Genomic DNA, 18673 nt, shown 5'->3' on the forward strand with positions numbered 1-18673 from the left:
CTATCGACGGCTGAGCCCCCCCGATCGATCCAGATGAAACACATCCAGGTCCCGGGCCAGAAACAAGATTCCGCCGTAATAATGCCCCGCTTCCTGCTCTATATCCTTAATGGTCAACCCCGCGCCACCGTCTTTATAGCGTGGGCTGAAATGAGTGAGGATCAGGTTGGGCACCGAGGCTTCGGCGGCGCACTGCGCAATGCTCATGGCCGAACTGTGCTGCGGCCCGGTGCCCAACTTGTTGGCGATGGCCTGGGTAAAAGTGGCCTCGTGCACCAGCACATCAACCGAACCGGCACGCTCTGCGATCAAGGCGGGATTGTCGTTGTCGCCGCAGATAATGACCTTGCGCGGCGCCCACAATGCCAGCAGATAATCGCGGCCGTCAATCACCCGCCCGTCCGCCAGTGTCACCCGTTCGCCCCGCTGCAGCCGCCCCCATAAAGGCCCGGGTTCAATGTTGTCTGCCTTCAGCCTGTCCACATCGAGCTTGCACGGCTGCCCCGTTTCGACAAATTCATAACCAAAAGACGGTACCCGATGAGACAGCGGCAACACCGTAATATTGAAGCCCTCCGCCACCACCCAATCTTGCCGCCCGGCCAGCGCCGCAACATCGATAAAATGCAGCGGGTAGCCCAGCGTCAGATGAGTGGCCTCTTGGGTGGCCTCCAGCCATCCTTGCAGGGCGGCGGGTCCGATAATGGTGAGCGGCGCCCGTCGCCCCGCCATGGCCGCGCTGGCCAGCAAGCCCGGCAGACCATAACAGTGATCCCCATGCACATGAGTGATACAGATGGTCTGCAAACGGCTCAGCGACAAGGGGGTATGCAACAGCCGGTGCTGGGTGCCCTCGCCACAGTCGACCAGGATCCAGGGCCTGGCGCCGGACTTTCTCAGCGCCAGCCCCGAAACATTTCGGCTCTTGGTGGGCGATCCCGACGAGGTGCCTAAAAAGATGAGTTCCATGTTTCGCCCTCAGATCGTTTGCTCGCGTATCAACTCCGCAGGCCCCCATTAATACGGCGCGAAGCGGCGAGCACTCCGGCATTTTCAGGAGTAGCATCACCTTGCACACCGCCGCTCCGGATAACAGTCTTATCCGGCCGGGCTGAAAAAGACGGCCAGCCACACGGTAATGTCGTCTGGCCGGGTATGGCTGACTCGGTGTCGGCAATGGGCGGGAATATGAATAAAACCGCCCTTGCTAAGGGTGACAACCCGGCCACCTTCAAACGCCAGGGTTCCCTCGCCTTCCAGCACCATGACCCACTCGTCTTCATCCTGATCGTACCAGCCCGCCTCGGGCGAGTCGTGCCCCTTCGACACTATCCGTTCTATGCGAACACTCGGCGTGTTGAGCAGATCCAGAAAGTGCTCGCGCGACAGATCTGCCGGCAGGTTGTCAAATATGTTATTCATTCTCGGGCCTTGCGCCGAAGGGTGATAGGTAGCGGCGAATCGTTGAACCGCAGCCTAGTCGACCAGCTCTATGCCCAGGTTCTCGAGCAGACTCAGCGCTTCGTAGCGCGAAAACCGGGCCTTGGTAAGCGTATTCTCCAGCACATTGATATTGAAATGACCGGGTTCGCTAAAGTCGACATTGTGCAATTTGGTACGGATAAACAGGCTGTTCTGCAACGGCAACTGCCGCTGCTCGAAATACTGCTGGTTACTTGTTATTTCATCCACTGCACCCTCGTTGATCATGGCGTGACGGTCGCCAGCTATTTTTTACCGTCGAAGATGGCCGAATGAACCAAGGTAAGCCCGAACACCCCCAGAATGGAGCCGGTAACCTTGTCGATATAAAACGCCATACGGTTGAAACGGCGCCGAACGCCCTCGCGTGACAGTGCATAAATAATGAACGCATCCCACAAAAACACCACCAGTGTCATCCAGATACCCAGCCCTATCTTGAACCAGAGCCCTACCTCATTATTCAGTACCAGTGTGAACAGGCTGAGATAAAAGAGAGGGTTTTTAGGGTTGAGAATACCGGATGCAAAGCCGGTCAAAAATTCTCTCGCATAGGTGGTGCCATGGCCTGCCGCAGACGAGACAGACGCATTTAAAGCGGTGTAGCTTGCCTTCTTCGCCCTGATGGCCGAAATGGCCAGATAGGTGAGAAAAGCACCACCGGCAAACTTGAGCAGGGTCATGACAAAAAGAGAGCTCGCCAGTATGGCACCGACCCCCACCAGACAAAGCGCGATATAAACGGCATTGGCCGTGGCAATACCCACAGCCACGCCCAGCGCCATTTGCTTGTTGTTTCGCATCGCACTTTTTACCACCAGCAAAAAGTCCGGTCCCGGGCTGAGCAAGGCGAGAAAGTGAGCCATGGCGACGGTAATGAAAATGGTCAGTAACGCGATATCCAATGTTAATACTCCCTTATGAACGTAAAAATCGGTCGTTAAACGTAGATGTGCCCTTTCAGATACAGGACACCATGGCCGGACACCAGTACTCGATCATTGACCATTCGACAATGCACAATCCCGCCGCGGGCCGAGGCCTGGTAGGCCACCAGCTCCGATTTAGACAGCCGTTGTGCCCAGTAAGGGGCCAGCGCCGCGTGTATCGAGCCGGTCACCGGATCTTCATCGCCACCATTGGCGGGCCAGAAGTAGCGGGAGACAAAATCATGTTCGGTCGCCGCCGCCGTCACCACCACATCGAATGGGGCCAGTGTTTTCAGCAGTTCCGACCGATAGCTCAGCTCACGAACCTCGGCTTGCGATGCCAATACCACCACGTAGGCCTGGCGGTTTTTCAGCACCTCGACCGGGGTGGCCGACAGCCCTTCCAGCAAGGCGGCGGGCACCTTGGCCACCAGCTCGGGCGCCTGATTGGGAAAGCTCATCTCGATGCGTCCGTCAGCCAGCTGCACCACCGTCAGGCTGCCCACGGTTTGGGTGACATACTCGATTTCACCGGCACAGCCCAAATGGTTGAACAGCACGAACGACGCCGCCAGAGTGGCGTGACCACAAAAATCGATTTCGGTGATCGGAGAAAACCAGCGTATCGCATACCGCCCCTGGTCGATCGCCTTGATGAAGGCGGTTTCCGACAGGTTATTTTCGGTGGCAATCTGTTGCATCAAGGCGTCTTGTGGCCATTCGGTGACCGGCACCACGGCGGCCGAATTACCCTTGAACTGCCGGTCGGTAAACGCATCCACCACAAATAAACTTAATTCCATTCCATGAACTCCATTTTATGTTGTCACCTGGGCACAACCAGGCGTGTGCGGCACAGAGTATCAATAACTCTGGTACGGCTGCCTGTGCTAAACGCCGGTGGCCTGTTCCTTCACCCAGCACCGGTCATTATGGCTATAACCCAGCTGCTCGTAATAGCCATTGGCCGCCGGCGCCGCAATCAAAATAAGCTTGCACAAGGGGCCCAGCTGCTCTTGCGTGAGCGCCTGTAAACGCTTGCCGATGCCCAGCTTCTGGTAGTTTTCATGCACCGCCAGATCCGACAGATAGCAGGCATAATGAAAGTCGGTCATGCTGCGGGCAATACCGACAAGCTGGTCGCCCTGCCAGGCACTGACGATGAGGTTGGCGTTGTCCAGCATGCCCTGCATGCAAACGGAGTCGTTCACCGGCCGCCGCTCACCCAGGGTGGAGCCGACCAACAGACCAATAAACTGCTCGGTACCGAGCGGGCTGTTTACCTTGAAATCGATATCCATGTCTTTAGTCATTATTGTTGCTCTCTATTCGGCCATACAGCTTGTCTCATTCAATCTGCTGCCCTTTGTGCCTTTACCAGCGCCGCCACTTAATTAGGGGTAATCCCGGATGACGCCTGGCGTATCGGCACCCGTTTAAGCGGTGCCTGTGCCTGTCGTGCACGATTAACGATAACAATCACAGCCACTTCCTGGCCTCGGCCATTACGCTGTGCACCCGGTTGGGCAAGGCCCGGTTGCGGTTGACCCCGAGATAGAGGGTTTCACTCACCGGATGGCTCAACCGATGGCCGTTGACCTGTTGTGGCTTTTGAAATGCGGCTACCGCATGGGCCGGCAAGACGGTAAACCCCAGTCCCATGCTCACCGGTTCGAGAATAAGGTTTATCTGGTTGGAAAACCCTTTTTTTTCAAACAGATTGCTGTGTTGAAACTCGGGGTAGTTGGCCCCCAGCAGCAGGCCTGCATGGTGTGCCCCATCCGGATGATCGATAAAGCCAAGCTGCAACAAGGTGGGCCAGCTTGGGGCCGTAACTGTGGCCGGCGTTACCAGCAGCAAGGGTTCTTCGGCAACCGGCTGACAATGTACCTCATCCCGCGTGGCGAGACGACTCATCAACCCGAAATCCAGGCCATCGGCCGCGATGGCTTTTTCTACGTCGGCATTGGGTGCAAAGCGATAATCGATAATCGATAATCAATCCCGGGTGCTGGCGTTGCAGCTCCAGAAGATGAGTCACCCTTTGCCTGCACATCAATACCCGGTCATTTCCAGATAGCCCTGGCCGCGCTGTGCTCCACTTCTGACGTCGGTCACACCGACCGCACCTTCCCAGTAGGGCACGGAGGTGTTCATCCAGCGATTCGCGTGGCGCGCCGTTATCTCCAGCTCAAGGTTCTGCGCTGGCAGCGTCAGCCGCCAGCGCACCGGCACGCGATGGCCGGCGACCCTGGCAAACGCCTGCGGCATCAGTGTTAACGCTTTGGCAGTCAGCGGCGTGACCTCGCCAGCGGAGGTGATCCAGCTGCCGGAAATATAGTCGTCATGGTTTGCGCCCCCACCGCGCAGGCGAAAGGCCATCAGCCGGGCGCCACTGTTCAGGTGCAACGAAAACCAGTCCCAGCCGGTTTGGCTGCCGCTCAGCAGTTGACTGCTCCATTCCCGATCCAGCCAGGCCCGCCCGCTCACCGCCATGCGCTCGCCGTCCAGCATCACCTCGCCGCCGACCCGATAAAAGGGCTGACTGTAATACATGGAGCCCTGGCCATCGGCCGATTTCTGGCTGAAGCCGTTAAGGCCGTGGCGCACCAGGGGGCCTTCGGCTTCGAGTTCCAGTTGATAACCAAAGGGACCTTGTTCGCCCTCGGCCGCTGCCGTCAAACGCAGGTGGTCCAGTGCATCACTCCCGGATTCCGTGATCCGGCTTTCAAGCCGCCAGTCGTCCAGCCAGGCACGAAAAGGCCGGGCCGTCACGCCGGCCTGCTGTTCGGCACCCGGGAGTGGCACGCCGGGGCCCCGCGCGAAGCGTTCGGCCACACGGTGCCGCTCGCCACGGGACAGCGCCATGTGCGCCATCCACAGTTGTTCCGCCGCCCAGGGCCCGTCGCTAGAGCTAATCTCGAGATCGGCAGCGCCGGCTGCCGGTACGGCGGGTGCCTTGGACTGTTGCGCCTGGCGAAACAGCGTCCACTGCATGCCCAGCGGCTCGCCATGCTCGTCTTCCAGATTGGCCGTGAGATACCACCACTCGATACGAAAGTCCGGGTGCGGGCCGTGATCCTCAGGAAAACCAAGGGCCATCGCGGGGCTGGCGTGGGCATAGCCCTGGCTTGATGCGCCCAAACCGGCAAAGCCGGCTCTGCCGCCACGCGGGTCCGTACCCGGATCCGAGCGATTGCCAGGCTCAGATCTGGCCTCCGAGCCGGGTTCAGGCGCCGGACCACAGGCCAGGAGCAACAACAGCAGGCACAGCATGGACAGGCCTCGACCCGATAAGCTCAGCTGCCACCGTTTGATCATCCGCTTTCCTCCTCGGCCAGCAATGCCCGGGGGGGCGTGCGCCACAGCTTGAACATCGGCAGACCCGCCGCCAGCAGGGCTACCAGCCCGGCGATGACCAGGGTCAGGCTCATTTCGCCGGGAAAAAAATGCAGCGGCAGCCGCCAGCCAAAGGCCGCCACATTAATGCCCCACACCAGGCAGGCGGTAATGGCAATGCCCAGAGGAATGGCCAGCAGGCCCGTGACCAGGGCGGCACCGGCCAGCTGAGCCAGCTGAATAGCAAGCAGCCGACGCAGTGGCACGCCCATCGCCCAGAGTGTTGCCATGCGTTGGCGCCGTTCCCGGGCTTGAGCCAGCAGGGACGCCAGCAGCGCCAACGCCGCCACGGCAAGGGTCAGGCCATTCAACGCCCGGGTGATGGCAAAGGTGCGCTCGAAGATGGCGGTTGCCGTGGCCTTGACTTCCCGCTGGTCGCGCAAACTCTGCGGTGTCAGAGCGAAGCGTTCGCTCAGCTGTCGGCGTAGCAGGCCGGCATCCTCGCCAGTCTGCATCACGATACCGATAGAGGCCGGCGGCACCCCGAACAGCCGCCGCACCTGCTGCGTGGCCAGCACCACTTCGCCCCGCGGGTTACCGTAATCGGGGTAGATGCCCACCACGGTGACACGTTCGACCCCGCCGGGGATGGCCAGGCTTAGTCGGTCGCCCAGAACAACGCCTTCGCCCAGGGCCAGCTGCTCGTTGATAAAAGCCTCGCCATGCCGAAACGCCTGCCAGGCGGCGTCTCGCCCGCCAAGGGTGGCGAGCAATGGCCAGCCAGCCGTCAACGTTTGCCCCGGCGTGATGCCAAATACCGGTAGCGGCAGGCCCCGGCGACGGGGCTCGGTGTTGCCTGTGGTGATCTCGAGTAGCTGAGATTCGGCGTTGGCGGTGATCAGCCGCTCCTTGACCGCATCGCGCCGGGCAAGCCAGGTGTCGATATCGGCGAACCGTGCCGCCGGCGGCTTGAGGTAAAGATCCGCCATCATCCGCTGATCGAGCCAGTCGAGAAAAGTCAGACGAAAACCGCCGACCATGCTGCCGACACCCAGGTTGGCAGCCAGCGCCATCAGCAGCGCCATCATGGCCAGCGACAACCGTGGCAGTTGCAGCTGCAAATCGGCCAGGGCCCACTGGGTGAGTGGCCAACTGTGAGCCAGGCGTGTCAGCCCCTGAAGCGACAAAGACAGTAGCCAGGCCAGCAGCGGTGATAGCCACAAGGCAGCGGCCAACATAATGGCCGCGACCAGTCCGAACCCCGCGCCCAACCCTTCGCCGCCGGGCCGGGTTATCAACCATAGCCCGAACACCAACGCCGACAACGCAGCCACCGCGCCCAGCCGAGTCTGCACCCGCAGCTGGTGCTGAAAACCGGCTCGCCACGCCTGCGCCTGACCGAGTCCGAGCAGACTGATACGGCTTGCCCGCCACAGCACGCCGCTGCCGGCAATGAGGAGGCCGCCCAGCGTTACCCCGATACCGCCCAGCCAGTAATGCCAGGGCAGGCTGAGCGTGCCGCTAACCTTGGCGCCGTACAGGCTTTGCAAGGTGGCGGCCACGTCGGGCAGCAGGACTTTGGCCAGCCACAAGCCGCTGACCAGCCCTGCCAGTGCACCAGGCAGCCCCAGCAACACAAGCTCCAGCGCCAGCAGGACAACCAGGGTGTGAGCGGACACGCCAAGGGCACGGAGCGTGCGCAACGACCCAAGGCGTTGCTCCAGCGCCAGCCCCAGCGCCGCCTGCACGATAAACAAGCCGACAATCAGCGCCAGCATCGCCATGGCCGTGAGGTTGAGATGAAAGCTTTGGGTCAGCTCACCGGGGCTGGTCCGAGTATCGGCGCGCACCAGCGTGAATCCGTCGGGAGCCGCAGACAGGACATTCCTGGCGCTCACCAGCGCGGTGATCGAATCGCCGGCATCCAGCAGCCGGGCGGCAATCGCAATATCCATCACCAGCGTATTGGGCGGCAGCTCGGGCACCTCCATCATGGGCGGAAAAGGCGTACCACCGGGCAATGTTGGGTGAGTGCCCAGCCGGGAGCGAGTATCTGGCGCCAAACGGGTCTGCCAGGGAGGCATAATAAAGTCCTGCAACTTACCCGGTGCCCGAGTGTGGGCCAGCGTGCTGTTACCGGGCAAGGTGAGTGGATCTATCCCAATGAGAGTGAGTTTCTTGCCGCTGTCGGTCACCAGCTCACCCTCTAGCAGTGGCGAGACCAGTACCCCCGCCCGGCGCAGCTGGATGAAGTCGCCTCGGGTCAGTGCCTGTCCGTCCTCACGTTCCAGACGATCAAAGCCGCTGCCCAGCAGTGCCTCGGCCCGTGCATAGTTTTCTCGCGCCGAGGCGTTGATGGCCTGCACACCGCTCCATAGCGCCCCCGCCACCCAGAGCCCCAACAGCAGCATGGCCAACTGGCCAGGATGGCGCCGATAGTGCGATAACAGCGTCGTCAGCACCACCACCGTCAGGCGCATGGCAAACGACTCCTGGCGGTGTCGGCCAGCAGTTGACCACGGCGCAGTATCACTCGACGATCCAGCGGGGCCGCAACCCTGGGGCTGTGCGTCACCATCAGCAGGCTGCTGCCGCTTTCGGCAACCAGCTCCAGTAACAGCTCGAGCACGGTCTCGGCGGTGGTTTCGTCAAGATTGCCGGTAGGCTCGTCGGCCAGCAACAACGCCGGGCGAGACGCCAGCGCGCGACCAATGGCCAAACGCTGTTGCTGACCGCCGGACAATTGCTCGGGATACTGACGTTCGCGCCCGGCAAGCTCCAGTCGCGCCAGCAGCCTGGTCGACCAGGCCGCATCTTCACGCCCCGCCAACCGGGCCTGCAGGCGCAAATTATCGGCCACGTTCAAGCTGGCAACCAGATGAAACTGCTGAAACACCAGGCCGAGCCTGTTGCGTCTGATACGCGCCCGGCCGGACTCATTCAGGTTGGCCAGAGACTGATGACCGATGTAGACCTCGCCCTGGTCGGGCAAATCGAGCCCCGCCGCCAGGTGCAGCAGCGTCGACTTTCCGCTGCCCGACTCGCCCATCAACGCCAGACTTTCACCGGCGCCAAGGTGCAGATCTACGCCTGACAACACGCTTAGCGATCCCTGAGGGGTGGTGTAAGCCTTGCAGACATGGCGAAACTCAAGCATGGAGACCTCCGTATTGTTAACACTACCGCGGTTTAACGACACCGGTACCCGTCCCCTCCGGCACCATGACCCATTCGTCCTGATCAAACCAGCCCGCCCCGGCCGAGCTGCGCCCCCTGGACACGATGCGCGCTATGCGAACATTCGGCGTCTTAAGCAGGTCCAGAAAATGCTCGCCCGACAGATCCGATGGCATGTTTTCAAAGATGCTGTTCATGGCACCCGCTGCTCAGCGACGCCAACGACTGGCAACTGGCAACTGGCAACTGGCCGAAGACAACATGCCGGAAAGCACGTAAATCAGAATGAGGTGCCCGAATCAGCCAAATAACGCTTGTCATTATTTACCGCGTGGCAGCCGCTGAATGCCGTAAACAACCTCATGGTGGCACGCAGCCCCGACAAATGAAAATGTAAGGCGATCACGTTATCTTTTGATGGTGGAAAGCAAATCCGGATTGGTGACGAGATTTCTTACACCATGAGCATGATCTTCGTTGAAGACATTTCCCTTGCACCACTCGCCTACGGTAGCAATGTTGACCTTGGTAACTTCGGGACGCACACTCCAGGTTACCTGAAAAGGCGAGCCGACTTCGTTGTAACCAGGGCCCGTGGTTGAACCCGCATATTGAACAGGTATTCCGGTATCGTTGGGAATATTCAAGGCCTGCTGTAATCCGTTTATCTGCCCAAAATCTGTTAACGCACCGAAGTCACGAGCATTGTGGTCATTGACCAGGACATACACCTGGGTTTCTACACGCAATTGTGGGTTATTGATCGACTCACTGAGGCAAGCGTCCAGGGTGGGCCCTGGTGTTACCTGGGCGCTTGAATGGACATAATGAACTTCGATGGTGTCTCCAGGGTAGAGGCTACCATGCTTGCTTGGGCATACCTCATGGTCGACCGCTAACAACTCTGCCTGGGTTAGCTTTCCCGAATATTGATAACCACCCAGATAGCCGTGACCATCACCATTACCGGCATATTTCAAAAACTCTCCGCCTGTATGTTCTGCATTCTTGTGAAAATGAATATTGCACAGATTCATTTTGTCGTACGCAGGCGCGGCGTTAAATGAAATATTGTTACTTCCCTTAATAGAATCGATATTACGCGGTGATTGAGGACCGAAGCCCTGGCTCTTGATGTTCTCCGCCAGCTTGTGTCGCTGTTCGGCTATTTTCTGATCAGACACCTGACCGTGAATATTATAATCAACGTCTTCGGCAAAGACGTTACATGATATTGTTGCCGTTGTTACCAGTATAAGAAGCGCGTTGGCTTTCATGGTTTTTTCTCTTTGGATTGGTGATTGACAATCCAATTTACTCACGTATGAAAAACAGGATCAAGTCCCGCACGCCATATCCTGAACCTGTTAAACCGGCCGGTTCAAAGTCACACGGCCTGGTCTATACCGAAACAGGATTAGCCAGAACAAGCGTAAGGACCGCCACCATTACTGCTTCAACATTTATAATCCAATAGTATTCTCAGAATTAAAATAGGTTCGACTACAGACATTTACGGTTGGACTTTACCGTTAACTATATATTGGCTCATCGTCATGCAGTGTAACCCACGGAGCCTTGCCTGTTGTATAAACCTGAATTCGGGGAGCCAGCTCATTCACATAGCTTTCGACAGCGCCCAGTGGCAGGACATCATCATCGGGAAAACATTTCCCGTTAACAAAATAAGCGGCCGAACCACAATTAGAGTAAAAGAACTTACTCGAAACATCGCTCGCCTTGTATGTGGAGACGTTATCCTCACCCGAAGTAATATTAAACTGCGATTGCGGTACAACAACCCAATAGCTGTAATCTTCGCCCTGTAGTTTTCTGCATTGATTATTTCTGCATTGATTACGGTGGCATTTAACGACTGTCTGTTCATTCATATAAACAAGGGGTGGCGAGCGACCCATAACCCTGAACGGAGGACACTGCTGAACCTGTTGATACATTCTTATAGGCCCGGTAGGGTCAGTCTTCCCTGAAGGCCGGATAACACTCGCCGAGGTGGTCGGATAATGCACGAACCGCAGGCAGCAGCTCCCTGCTTGAAGGGAAAACCACATGAATAATATCCTTTTGGGATGCCACCAGGCACAGGCCGCGCCCCGACAACAGCTTCAAAACAAACTCACTGTTCTCCGACGGGCCGGGCGGATCCTGATGACAATATCCATTCCTTCGGCGACCAGAGCCACTCGTCGGTTCGTCACCTCCAGATGAATATTTATTCTGGGAAATGTCGCCATGAACCCGGCAAGCACCCGACCTGTGTGGGAATCCAATCGCGCTATCGGGCAGGTCAGCTTTATGGTGCCGCAGGGTTCCGCATGGCTGAATTCAACTGCTTCCTGCGCCGCCTCGCTTCAACCGGCATCGCCTTGCAATGGGTCAGAAGTCTGCCCTATCTCCGTGACCTTGAACTGCCTGGTAGAACGATAAATCGGTGTCACGCCCAGCCTTTCCTCAAGACCCGCTAGACGTCGACTAAGCTTGGACTTGGGGATACCCAGTGCGCGGCCTGCAGGGGAAAACCGCCGAGCAAATCCCTTGCCTGGAAGTACCGGACCGCAGAGGCAGCTTACGACTCATTGCCGGTGAAATGGTAGGGTTAACCGGCCCGGCCAGGACACATACCCCCATGCTGGTGATGGATGGTGCTTTCAGGCATCGGGTCACTACCGCTTTCCCCTCGAAGCGGGATGGTCTTCCATGGTGGTGGTGAGAAAAGGACAGCTAACCGTCAACAGACAACCAGTGGAGGCGGGCCAGACCGTCATGCCATTCCGGGACGGGGTTGGACCGGAGCCGGTGGCGAGTCGGGACCGTGAACTGCTTATTTCGAGCGGTAAGCCCATTGATGAACCCCTGGTCGGCTATGGCCCTTTTGTAATGAACACGAAGCCGAAATAAGACAAGCGATGACCGATTTTCAGACGGGTAAATTCGGTGAATGAAAGCACGTTTAGGAGACTTCTTCGGCCTGCTGGCCGTGCCTTGTGCACATCTTTCCAGGAGAAATAACATGACTGTCCCTTATGTTCGTTTGGATAAAAATGACGCGGCGGTACTGTTGGTTGACCATCAGACAGGCCTGCTTTCGCTGGTTCGCGACATCGACCCTGATAAGTTCAAGAACAATATGTTGGCGCTGGCCGATTGCGCCAGGTACTTTGAATTGCCGACTATTCTGACCACGAGCTTTGAACAGGGACCCAACGGCCCCCTGGTGCCCGAGCTGAAGGAAATGTTTCCCGACTCGCCCTATATCGCACGCCCGGGCCAGATCAATGCATGGGATAACGAAGAGTTTGTCCAGGCTATAAAAGCGACGGGAAAGAAGCAGTTGATTATAGCGGGTGTGGTTACCGAGGTGTGTGTTGCCTTTCCGGCACTGTCGGCGCTGGAAGAAGGGTTTGAAGTATTTGTGATCACAGACGCTTCGGGCACCTTCAACTCCATGACCCGCGACGCCGCATGGAATCGTATGTCGACGGCCGGAGCGCAATTAATGACCTGGTTTGGTGCGGCATGTGAACTGCACCGCGACTGGCGTAACGATGTAGAAGGGCTGGCTAATCTGTTCTCCAATCATATTCCGGACTATCGGAACCTGATCCACGGACATTGACGCTTCAGTATGCAGAATGCGTCAACCTGGGCGCCTCCAGGCGCCCCCTGCTTCACGTTACCGGAGGTTAATTATGAGCAGTAAAACCCGCATAGTGGCCTTTTCAGGCAGTTTACGGAAGGATTCATACAATACCGCAGCAATTCGGATCGCTATAGAGATGGCGCCGACGGAATGTGACATTGAACTGCTCGATATCAGCAAGCTGCCGCTATACAACCAGGAACTGGATGGCGACAAGGTGCCACCGGAGGTCCTTCAGCTTGCTGAGAAGGTGATCACCGCCGATGCCATTCTGTTCTCTACGCCGGAATACAATTACTCGGTTCCCGGAGTATTGAAAAACGCCATTGACTGGCTATCTCGGCAGAAACCACAACCCTTTGCCGGCAAGCCCGCCGCCATCATGAGCTCAAGCATGAGCCAGCTGGGCGGAGCCAGAGCGCAATACCATCTGCGCCAGATCATGATTTACCTCGACGTACACTTCGTGAACAAACCCGAGGTGATGATCGCCGGGGCTCATGAAAAATTTGATAGTCATGGTCAGCTTGCCGATGCCACTACCCGCGACTTTATCGGTCAGTTGGTAACGGCATTGATAACTCTGAATCACAAGCTAGGGCCTTCGGAGACAACATATGAGTAACCTGCAGCAAGCAGTGGCAGAGCAGTGTGATCTGGTTGCAGGGTGCGGTGCCATCCAACAGCTTATTCACCCGAAGGACAAGGATCTCGGCGGTTTTTTCGTTCGCAGAACCTTGCCCAACCAGGTCATCAGGCGGATTGGGCCCTGGGTCTTTTTCGACCATATGGGGCCTGCGACCTTTGCCGCCGGAGAAGGCATGGATGTTCGGCCTCACCCCCACATCAATATTGCCACCGTTACCTATTTATTCGAGGGTGAGATACTGCACCAGGATTCCATCGGCAGCAAGCAGGTGATCCGCCCCGGCGATCTCAACTTGATGGTGACGGGATCGGGCATGGTCCATTCCGAACGTGAGCCACCGGAAATAAAAAACAGGCCTCATACGGTACATGGCCTCCAGCTATGGCTGGCGCTGCCGGAAAAGGATGAGGAAACGGAGCCTGCCTTTTACCATTACTCCGCTGACGCTTTACCCAGAGTGGACGTGAATGGTGCTTCGGTCAGTGTCATGATGGGAACAGCTTATGGTGCGGTATCACCCGTGCAGACATTCAGCCCGACGCTGTATATCGAAGCCCGGTTAAAAGCGGGACAAGCCCTAGCACTGCCGACTGCGGCCCAGCGGGGCCTGTATGTGGTAGAGGGAGAAATCAGCCTGCGAGACACCCGGGTGCCCCGACATACGATGGTCATACTGAATGATGATGAAAACGTCGTCATTAAAGCCGAAAGTGACACTCAAATTGCGCTGATTGGGGGTGATGATATCGGCAGCCGATATATGGACTGGAACTTCGTATCCAGCAGAAAAGAGCGCATTGAAGCGGCAAAAACGCAATGGCAGGAGCGCAGGTTCCCCATCATAAAAAACGATGCTGACGAGTACATCCCCTACCCGACCAGCCAGGGGTAGACACACGGTATGGCGGCGAGCAACGCCTGTTCGTGGCTCGCCCCAGTCAGTTTTTTTGAAGGGTAGCCAGCCACAGTCCACCTGCCGCATATCCGACAGCCTGCGGCCATGAACCCTGGCGCTAGCGGCATAGATTTTCTTGCCACCATAGCCGGTGGCTGCCGCTAAATGGTCTCTAAAAGAGCCGCGATAAAGAGGCCGGTGAATGCCAGAAAAAGCTCGGCATTCATCTTTTTTATCTCCCGATATCAGACCCAGTCTTCCGCCCTGTCAAATATAAGCAGCGCGGAACACAGATAAAAAACAGGCTGCGAATAAACTCAAGCACCTTCCTCGGCTTCACGTATGCGCTCTTTACGCTCCTGCTCTTCTTCCATCGCCGCCTTGATTTCTTCCAGTACGGAATCTACATCTGCACTGTTGCCGTCATCTTCAAACTCACCACTGAGCGTTGAGTTTGGTGTTAAGTTAGCTTCTTCAAACAACGCCCACATTTCTTTGGCGTATTGCGTGTGCAGCAAGGCGGGGGCAAACTCGCCATAATAGCGACGCATATTGTTGACGTCACGGGCGAACATCTCTTGTGCGCTGTTATTGGCGGCGGCATTAACCGCTTGTGGTAAATCGATAACCACGGGGCCGTGCTCATCAACCAATACGTTAAATTCGGATAAATCACCGTGTACTATTCCCGCACAGAGCATGAGCATAATGTAATGCATCATGAGTGTGTGATCTTCAATTGCTTGCTCTTCCGACATCATCACATCACCGAGTCGTGGAGCAACATCACCCGCTGCGTCGGTAACCAATTCCATTAGTAATACGCCATCAACGCAACCGAACGTTTCGGGTACACGCACACCGGCACTGGCCAAACGGGATAAAGCATCAATTTCGGCATTCTGCCAAATTATTTCCTGCTGCTGGCGGCCATAGTTTGAACGCTTTTCCATGGCTCGTGCCTGACGGCCACTGCGAACTTTGCGCCCTTCCTGATATTGTGCCGCTTTCTTAAAGCTGCGTTTAATGGCATCTTTATAAACTTTGGCACAACGAATGTGCTCACCACAACGGACGACAAAAATATCGGCTTCTTTGCCGCTCATCAGTCGGCTGATAACGTCATCGATTAAACCATCATCGACGAGAGGCTGTAGGCGTTTGGGTATTTTCACATGCGGTCTGCCAAGTAAGGTCGGCTATCAATCATTATTTTACCGAGTATAGTCTGTGTGTATTGGTGTATTCTGGCCAAGCAGAGTATCACCTTTCATGGTTAATGTCGACAATGGTTAAATGGAGAACCATCAGCCGTCCTGTCATTCTTTATATCCATTTCTCAATGGATATATTTATCTGGCTTTTGATAAGACATTACACATTTCATTCCGTGTACTGATGAAACATTTACATAAACCGCCTCGAATAAAAATAATTTGTCAGTTCAAAACGGACAAGGGCACACCCCATGCAACCGTTCACCGCTGGTTGGGTGTTTAAAATATAAATCACTGGCGTGTAACAACAAACGATCGGCCATCTGCTCGCTATAAACGCTGTTATACAAATCACATCCGAGAATGGGATGGCCCATCGCCTGGCTGTGAATCCGTAACTGGTGTGTACGCCCCGTAACAGGAATAAACTGCACCAAACTCCGACGCGGTTGATCCAGACGCTGTAATACCCTGTATTCACTTATGGCCGCTTTGCCTGTGGTATGGCAAATCTTTACCCGGGGAAAATGGTTTTTATCTTTCGCTATGGCCGCCGTAATCCGCCCCAGATCGTCGGCTATCCAACCTTCCAGCAAGGCCAGATATCGCTTTTGAATCGTACGTTCCTGAAACTGTTTATTGAGGTGTTGCGCCGACGCTGCATGCAGTCCCACCACCATAATGCCCGATGTGCCAAAATCCAGGCGATGCGGTAACTTTGCCTGCGGAAATGCCGGACTCATCCCCTCCTGGCCATGTACCAAACGGTAGTGCACCGAGTCCTGGTTAAGGGGGTTTTTACCCGACAAACTGAGCAAACCGCTGGGCTTATTGATCAAAAGGATGTCGTCATCCTGATACAAAATGGCGACAAAGTCGTCGCACGCCGGCGCCACAAAGTCATCAACGATGGTGTGAGTCGGCAGGCCGATACCAGACATTCAATATTCCCCGCTGTTGATAACCATAGTCGGTGCCGCCTGTGAATAACCTCTTTAGGCGGCACCGATTTCACTTACAATTGAAAGTGCTTAACGTGAATATTTATCGGCGCGTTTACCACGTAATATTTTTTTCTTCGGTCCGGTACTTTTTGGGGTAGTGGTATTTTTCAAGCGCACGGGTTTTGCCGTGGTCTTGTTGCCCGATTCATCACCCGACCTGGCACGGCGTGGTTTACCTTTGTGACGACCGTCGTTTGAACCTTCCAGCTCAATAACGGTTTCACTGGCTTTGTTGCAACGCCCGGTCAATACCTTACGCGAGATAGTTTTTAATAGTGAACCGCGGCTGGTCACTTCAAAGCCCGGCTTGATGATGCGTTTAACCTCGGTACCAATCAGCTTTTGAATTCGCTCCAGGGTTTGCTCTTCTTCACGGCTGACAAATGAAATAGCACTACCTTTGCTCCCTGCCCGCCCCGTGCGACCGATACGATGCACATAATCTTCCGGCAAATAAGGCAAGTTGAAGTTCACCACATAATCCAGACCTTGAATATCCAAACCACGGGCAGCCACTTCGGTGGCTATCAAGATTTGTAGTTTACCGGATTTAAAATCAGCGACAGCACGACGTCTCGCCCCCTGACTTTTATCGCCATGACAGACAGCAGCTTCAATTTTGCTCTTTTTAAGGCCGGCGAGTAGTCGTTCAGCCTGCTCCTTGGTACTGGTAAACACCAAAACCTGAAACCAGTTTTTCTCTTCCAGCAGCTTTTCGAACAGTTCTATTTTGCGACTTTCTTCTACCGGATACACCGCATGTCTTACAGTATCAGCCGTACTATTGATTTTAGTCACACGGATCTGTTGATGATTTTTCAGAATTTTATGTGACAACTCATTGACGGCGGGTGACGTTGTCGCCGAAAACAGCAGGGTTTGGCGTGTCTGCGCGGTCAGTTGCATCAACTTCAGTACATCGGCGATAAAGCCCATATCCAACATACGGTCTGCTTCATCCAGTACCACAAATTCAACGTCGGTTAACGTTACATTACCCAGGGTCATGTGCTCCAGCAAACGGCCCGGAGTGGTGATAACAATATCGACGCCGGCTTTTAATTTGTTGGCCTGACCACCCATTTTAACGCCACCGTATAGTGCCGTTACACTGAGAGGTAAATACTTCGCATAAGCACCGATAGCGTCGGATAATTGCTCTGCCAATTCACGGGTTGGCGTCAGGATCAATGCACGAGGACGTCGCTCGACGGTTGCCTTGGGTTTATCCAGCATGCGTTGTAATACAGGTACGGCAAAGGCCGCGGTTTTACCTGTACCTGTTTGCGCGGTTACTTGTAAATCTTTGCCGCGACGCGCAGGCACAATGGCCTGCATTTGTACCGGTGTCATAGCACTGTAGCCACATTCAACAAGAGCGCGTTGCAGATCTGGGGCCAAATCTAAAGATGAAAATTGCATGGGAGATCCTCTGTAGAGTCGCTACAGTCAAAAAAACGAGGGCAGATTGTACAGTACTTTAGCAGTAGAGGAGAGGATTGATTGTGGTTTCCGCTGGGTTTTATATCGCCTTGCCCTGGTGTGAAAACGGAGTGGACAACGCCTTTTGCTTGCGTGCAGAGAGTCGCTCGTCGCCCATGATAGAACGTAAATCCCCTGACACCTGACGTCCCGGGGCTGGACACAGGGGCCCAGTCCCTTACGACCGGGCCGTTGGCGGCCAAGGCCCGCGCGCTTCAGCACCATCTGGGCAGCGCACTTGCCCAAACTGAAAAAGAGTCATCGCCGAAGCTTCCGACAGCTTCTTTTGACTGATTCAATTCAAGGGGTCTGCCCCTTACGTTGAACGCCTTTCTGCTGCGGTCAGCCCAGGGGTCTCAAGCTTCGTCGGCGGCGGCTTTGGTACTCGAACGCGGAGCATGGTTACAGGCTCTGGCGAGGATCTCTACATAGAACTCGGGTAGTTCCTGCGCCACGGCAGCATCGATATGTTTATTTATTTCAGAGGTATAGATCTCTTCTGCTACATCCTCTGATGCACCAAAGCGACAATCGAAAGTCCAGTAGTCCATACCTTGAGGCAGAGTCTTTCTACGCTCTCTGTTCAGGTATTTCTTAATATCATGCTTGATTGAGTCCACCAGGCGAGCAGGTTGCAGCTTGGGGTGAGTTAAAGCGATTGTCTTTTTCATGGGGTTCCTACAGTAGTGCACTCAAGAGTAAAGCTGAATGAGCTTTTAAAAGCGCATTCTACATGGATGGGTAGAAGATAACCGCCAATTTCTGCGACTTTTTACCCCGTGAAAAGAACCAAATGGAGCTCCCACCCCCTCTCCAGGCAGAACGAGGGCATGAACGC

At 55.7% G+C, this 18673-nt stretch carries 20 protein-coding genes and 3 pseudogenes; 4 read left to right on the forward strand and 19 right to left on the reverse strand.

Translation table 11 applies throughout. From position 1 onward, the window contains the following. The 15 genes and pseudogenes from ACLEIV_RS01620 to ACLEIV_RS01690 form a co-directional block, all read right to left on the reverse strand. Positions 1-969, reverse strand: a complete 969-nt coding sequence (locus ACLEIV_RS01620; RefSeq protein WP_410454920.1) for a ribonuclease Z — start codon at positions 967-969, stop codon at positions 1-3. 129 nt (positions 970-1098) lie between these two features. Next, positions 1099-1422 carry a cupin domain-containing protein gene (locus tag ACLEIV_RS01625; RefSeq protein ID WP_410454921.1) on the reverse strand — a complete coding sequence of 108 codons (324 nt, stop codon included), beginning with the start codon at positions 1420-1422 and terminating at the stop codon, positions 1099-1101. A 54-nt stretch (positions 1423-1476) separates the two neighbouring features. Continuing rightward, positions 1477-1692, reverse strand: coding sequence for a hypothetical protein (locus ACLEIV_RS01630; protein ID WP_410454922.1), 216 nt, complete (start codon positions 1690-1692; stop codon positions 1477-1479). A 35-nt stretch (positions 1693-1727) separates the two neighbouring features. Continuing rightward, positions 1728-2387 (reverse strand): LysE family transporter, encoded by a 660-nt coding sequence (locus tag ACLEIV_RS01635; RefSeq protein ID WP_410454923.1) that lies wholly within the window; start codon positions 2385-2387, stop codon positions 1728-1730. A gap of 35 nt (positions 2388-2422) precedes the next feature. Beyond that, complete coding sequence (locus tag ACLEIV_RS01640) at positions 2423-3214, reverse strand: PhzF family phenazine biosynthesis protein (protein WP_410454924.1); 792 nt, start codon at positions 3212-3214, stop codon at positions 2423-2425. Positions 3215-3301: 87 nt separating this feature from the next. Further along, positions 3302-3724: a GNAT family N-acetyltransferase gene (locus ACLEIV_RS01645; protein ID WP_410454925.1), complete on the reverse strand. Its 423-nt coding sequence runs from the start codon at positions 3722-3724 to the stop codon at positions 3302-3304. 166 nt (positions 3725-3890) lie between these two features. Beyond that, positions 3891-4403: a substrate-binding domain-containing protein gene (locus tag ACLEIV_RS01650; RefSeq protein WP_410455086.1), complete on the reverse strand. Its 513-nt coding sequence runs from the start codon at positions 4401-4403 to the stop codon at positions 3891-3893. Positions 4404-4466: 63 nt separating this feature from the next. Further along, positions 4467-5732 carry a lipocalin-like domain-containing protein gene (locus ACLEIV_RS01655; RefSeq protein ID WP_410454926.1) on the reverse strand — a complete coding sequence of 422 codons (1266 nt, stop codon included), beginning with the start codon at positions 5730-5732 and terminating at the stop codon, positions 4467-4469. Continuing rightward, complete coding sequence (locus tag ACLEIV_RS01660; protein ID WP_410454927.1) at positions 5729-8230, reverse strand: ABC transporter permease; 2502 nt, start codon at positions 8228-8230, stop codon at positions 5729-5731. Before ACLEIV_RS01660 ends, ACLEIV_RS01655 begins: the two co-directional genes overlap by 4 nt. Next, positions 8221-8907: an ABC transporter ATP-binding protein gene (locus tag ACLEIV_RS01665; protein WP_410454928.1), complete on the reverse strand. Its 687-nt coding sequence runs from the start codon at positions 8905-8907 to the stop codon at positions 8221-8223. The genes ACLEIV_RS01660 and ACLEIV_RS01665 overlap by 10 nt, the downstream gene beginning before the upstream one ends. 22 nt (positions 8908-8929) lie before the next feature. Next, entirely contained in the window at positions 8930-9124 is a 195-nt protein-coding gene (locus ACLEIV_RS01670; RefSeq protein WP_410454929.1) for a cupin domain-containing protein, read from the reverse strand. A gap of 210 nt (positions 9125-9334) precedes the next feature. Continuing rightward, positions 9335-10204 carry a delta-class carbonic anhydrase gene (locus ACLEIV_RS01675; protein ID WP_410454930.1) on the reverse strand — a complete coding sequence of 290 codons (870 nt, stop codon included), beginning with the start codon at positions 10202-10204 and terminating at the stop codon, positions 9335-9337. 255 nt (positions 10205-10459) lie between these two features. Beyond that, positions 10460-10999, reverse strand: a complete 540-nt coding sequence (locus tag ACLEIV_RS01680) for a GFA family protein (protein WP_410454931.1) — start codon at positions 10997-10999, stop codon at positions 10460-10462. 54 nt (positions 11000-11053) lie between these two features. Next, positions 11054-11251 (reverse strand): annotated as a pseudogene (locus ACLEIV_RS01685) (LysR substrate-binding domain-containing protein); the annotation flags it as partial. Between the two features lie 48 nt (positions 11252-11299). Continuing rightward, positions 11300-11461 (reverse strand): annotated as a pseudogene (locus ACLEIV_RS01690) (LysR family transcriptional regulator); the annotation flags it as partial. A gap of 148 nt (positions 11462-11609) precedes the next feature. Here ACLEIV_RS01690 and ACLEIV_RS01695 point away from each other — a divergent pair. The 4 genes and pseudogenes from ACLEIV_RS01695 to ACLEIV_RS01710 all read left to right on the forward strand — a co-directional run. After that, positions 11610-11846 (forward strand): annotated as a pseudogene (locus ACLEIV_RS01695) (pirin-like C-terminal cupin domain-containing protein); the annotation flags it as partial. Positions 11847-11886: 40 nt separating this feature from the next. Continuing rightward, positions 11887-12564: an isochorismate family cysteine hydrolase YcaC gene (gene ycaC / locus ACLEIV_RS01700; protein ID WP_477529377.1), complete on the forward strand. Its 678-nt coding sequence runs from the start codon at positions 11887-11889 to the stop codon at positions 12562-12564. A 73-nt stretch (positions 12565-12637) separates the two neighbouring features. Then, a complete protein-coding gene (locus ACLEIV_RS01705) occupies positions 12638-13213 on the forward strand; it encodes an NADPH-dependent FMN reductase (RefSeq protein WP_410454934.1) in 576 nt (191 codons plus the stop codon). After that, positions 13206-14129, forward strand: coding sequence for a pirin family protein (locus tag ACLEIV_RS01710; protein WP_410454935.1), 924 nt, complete (start codon positions 13206-13208; stop codon positions 14127-14129). The genes ACLEIV_RS01705 and ACLEIV_RS01710 overlap by 8 nt, the downstream gene beginning before the upstream one ends. Positions 14130-14449: 320 nt before the next feature. Here ACLEIV_RS01710 and ACLEIV_RS01715 read toward each other — a convergent pair whose 3' ends face one another. From ACLEIV_RS01715 to ACLEIV_RS01730, 4 genes are all read right to left on the reverse strand, one after another. Next, positions 14450-15307 (reverse strand): PA4780 family RIO1-like protein kinase, encoded by an 858-nt coding sequence (locus tag ACLEIV_RS01715; protein ID WP_410454936.1) that lies wholly within the window; start codon positions 15305-15307, stop codon positions 14450-14452. Positions 15308-15576: 269 nt separating this feature from the next. Next, a complete protein-coding gene (locus ACLEIV_RS01720; protein ID WP_410454937.1) occupies positions 15577-16290 on the reverse strand; it encodes an RluA family pseudouridine synthase in 714 nt (237 codons plus the stop codon). Between the two features lie 90 nt (positions 16291-16380). After that, positions 16381-17775: a DEAD/DEAH box helicase gene (locus tag ACLEIV_RS01725; protein ID WP_410454938.1), complete on the reverse strand. Its 1395-nt coding sequence runs from the start codon at positions 17773-17775 to the stop codon at positions 16381-16383. 416 nt (positions 17776-18191) lie between these two features. Then, positions 18192-18506, reverse strand: a complete 315-nt coding sequence (locus ACLEIV_RS01730) for a DUF6172 family protein (protein WP_410454939.1) — start codon at positions 18504-18506, stop codon at positions 18192-18194. Between the last annotated feature and the right edge of the window lie 167 nt (positions 18507-18673).

The organism is Oceanisphaera submarina, assembly GCF_046521305.1.
Lineage (GTDB): Bacteria > Pseudomonadota > Gammaproteobacteria > Enterobacterales > Aeromonadaceae > Oceanimonas > Oceanimonas submarina.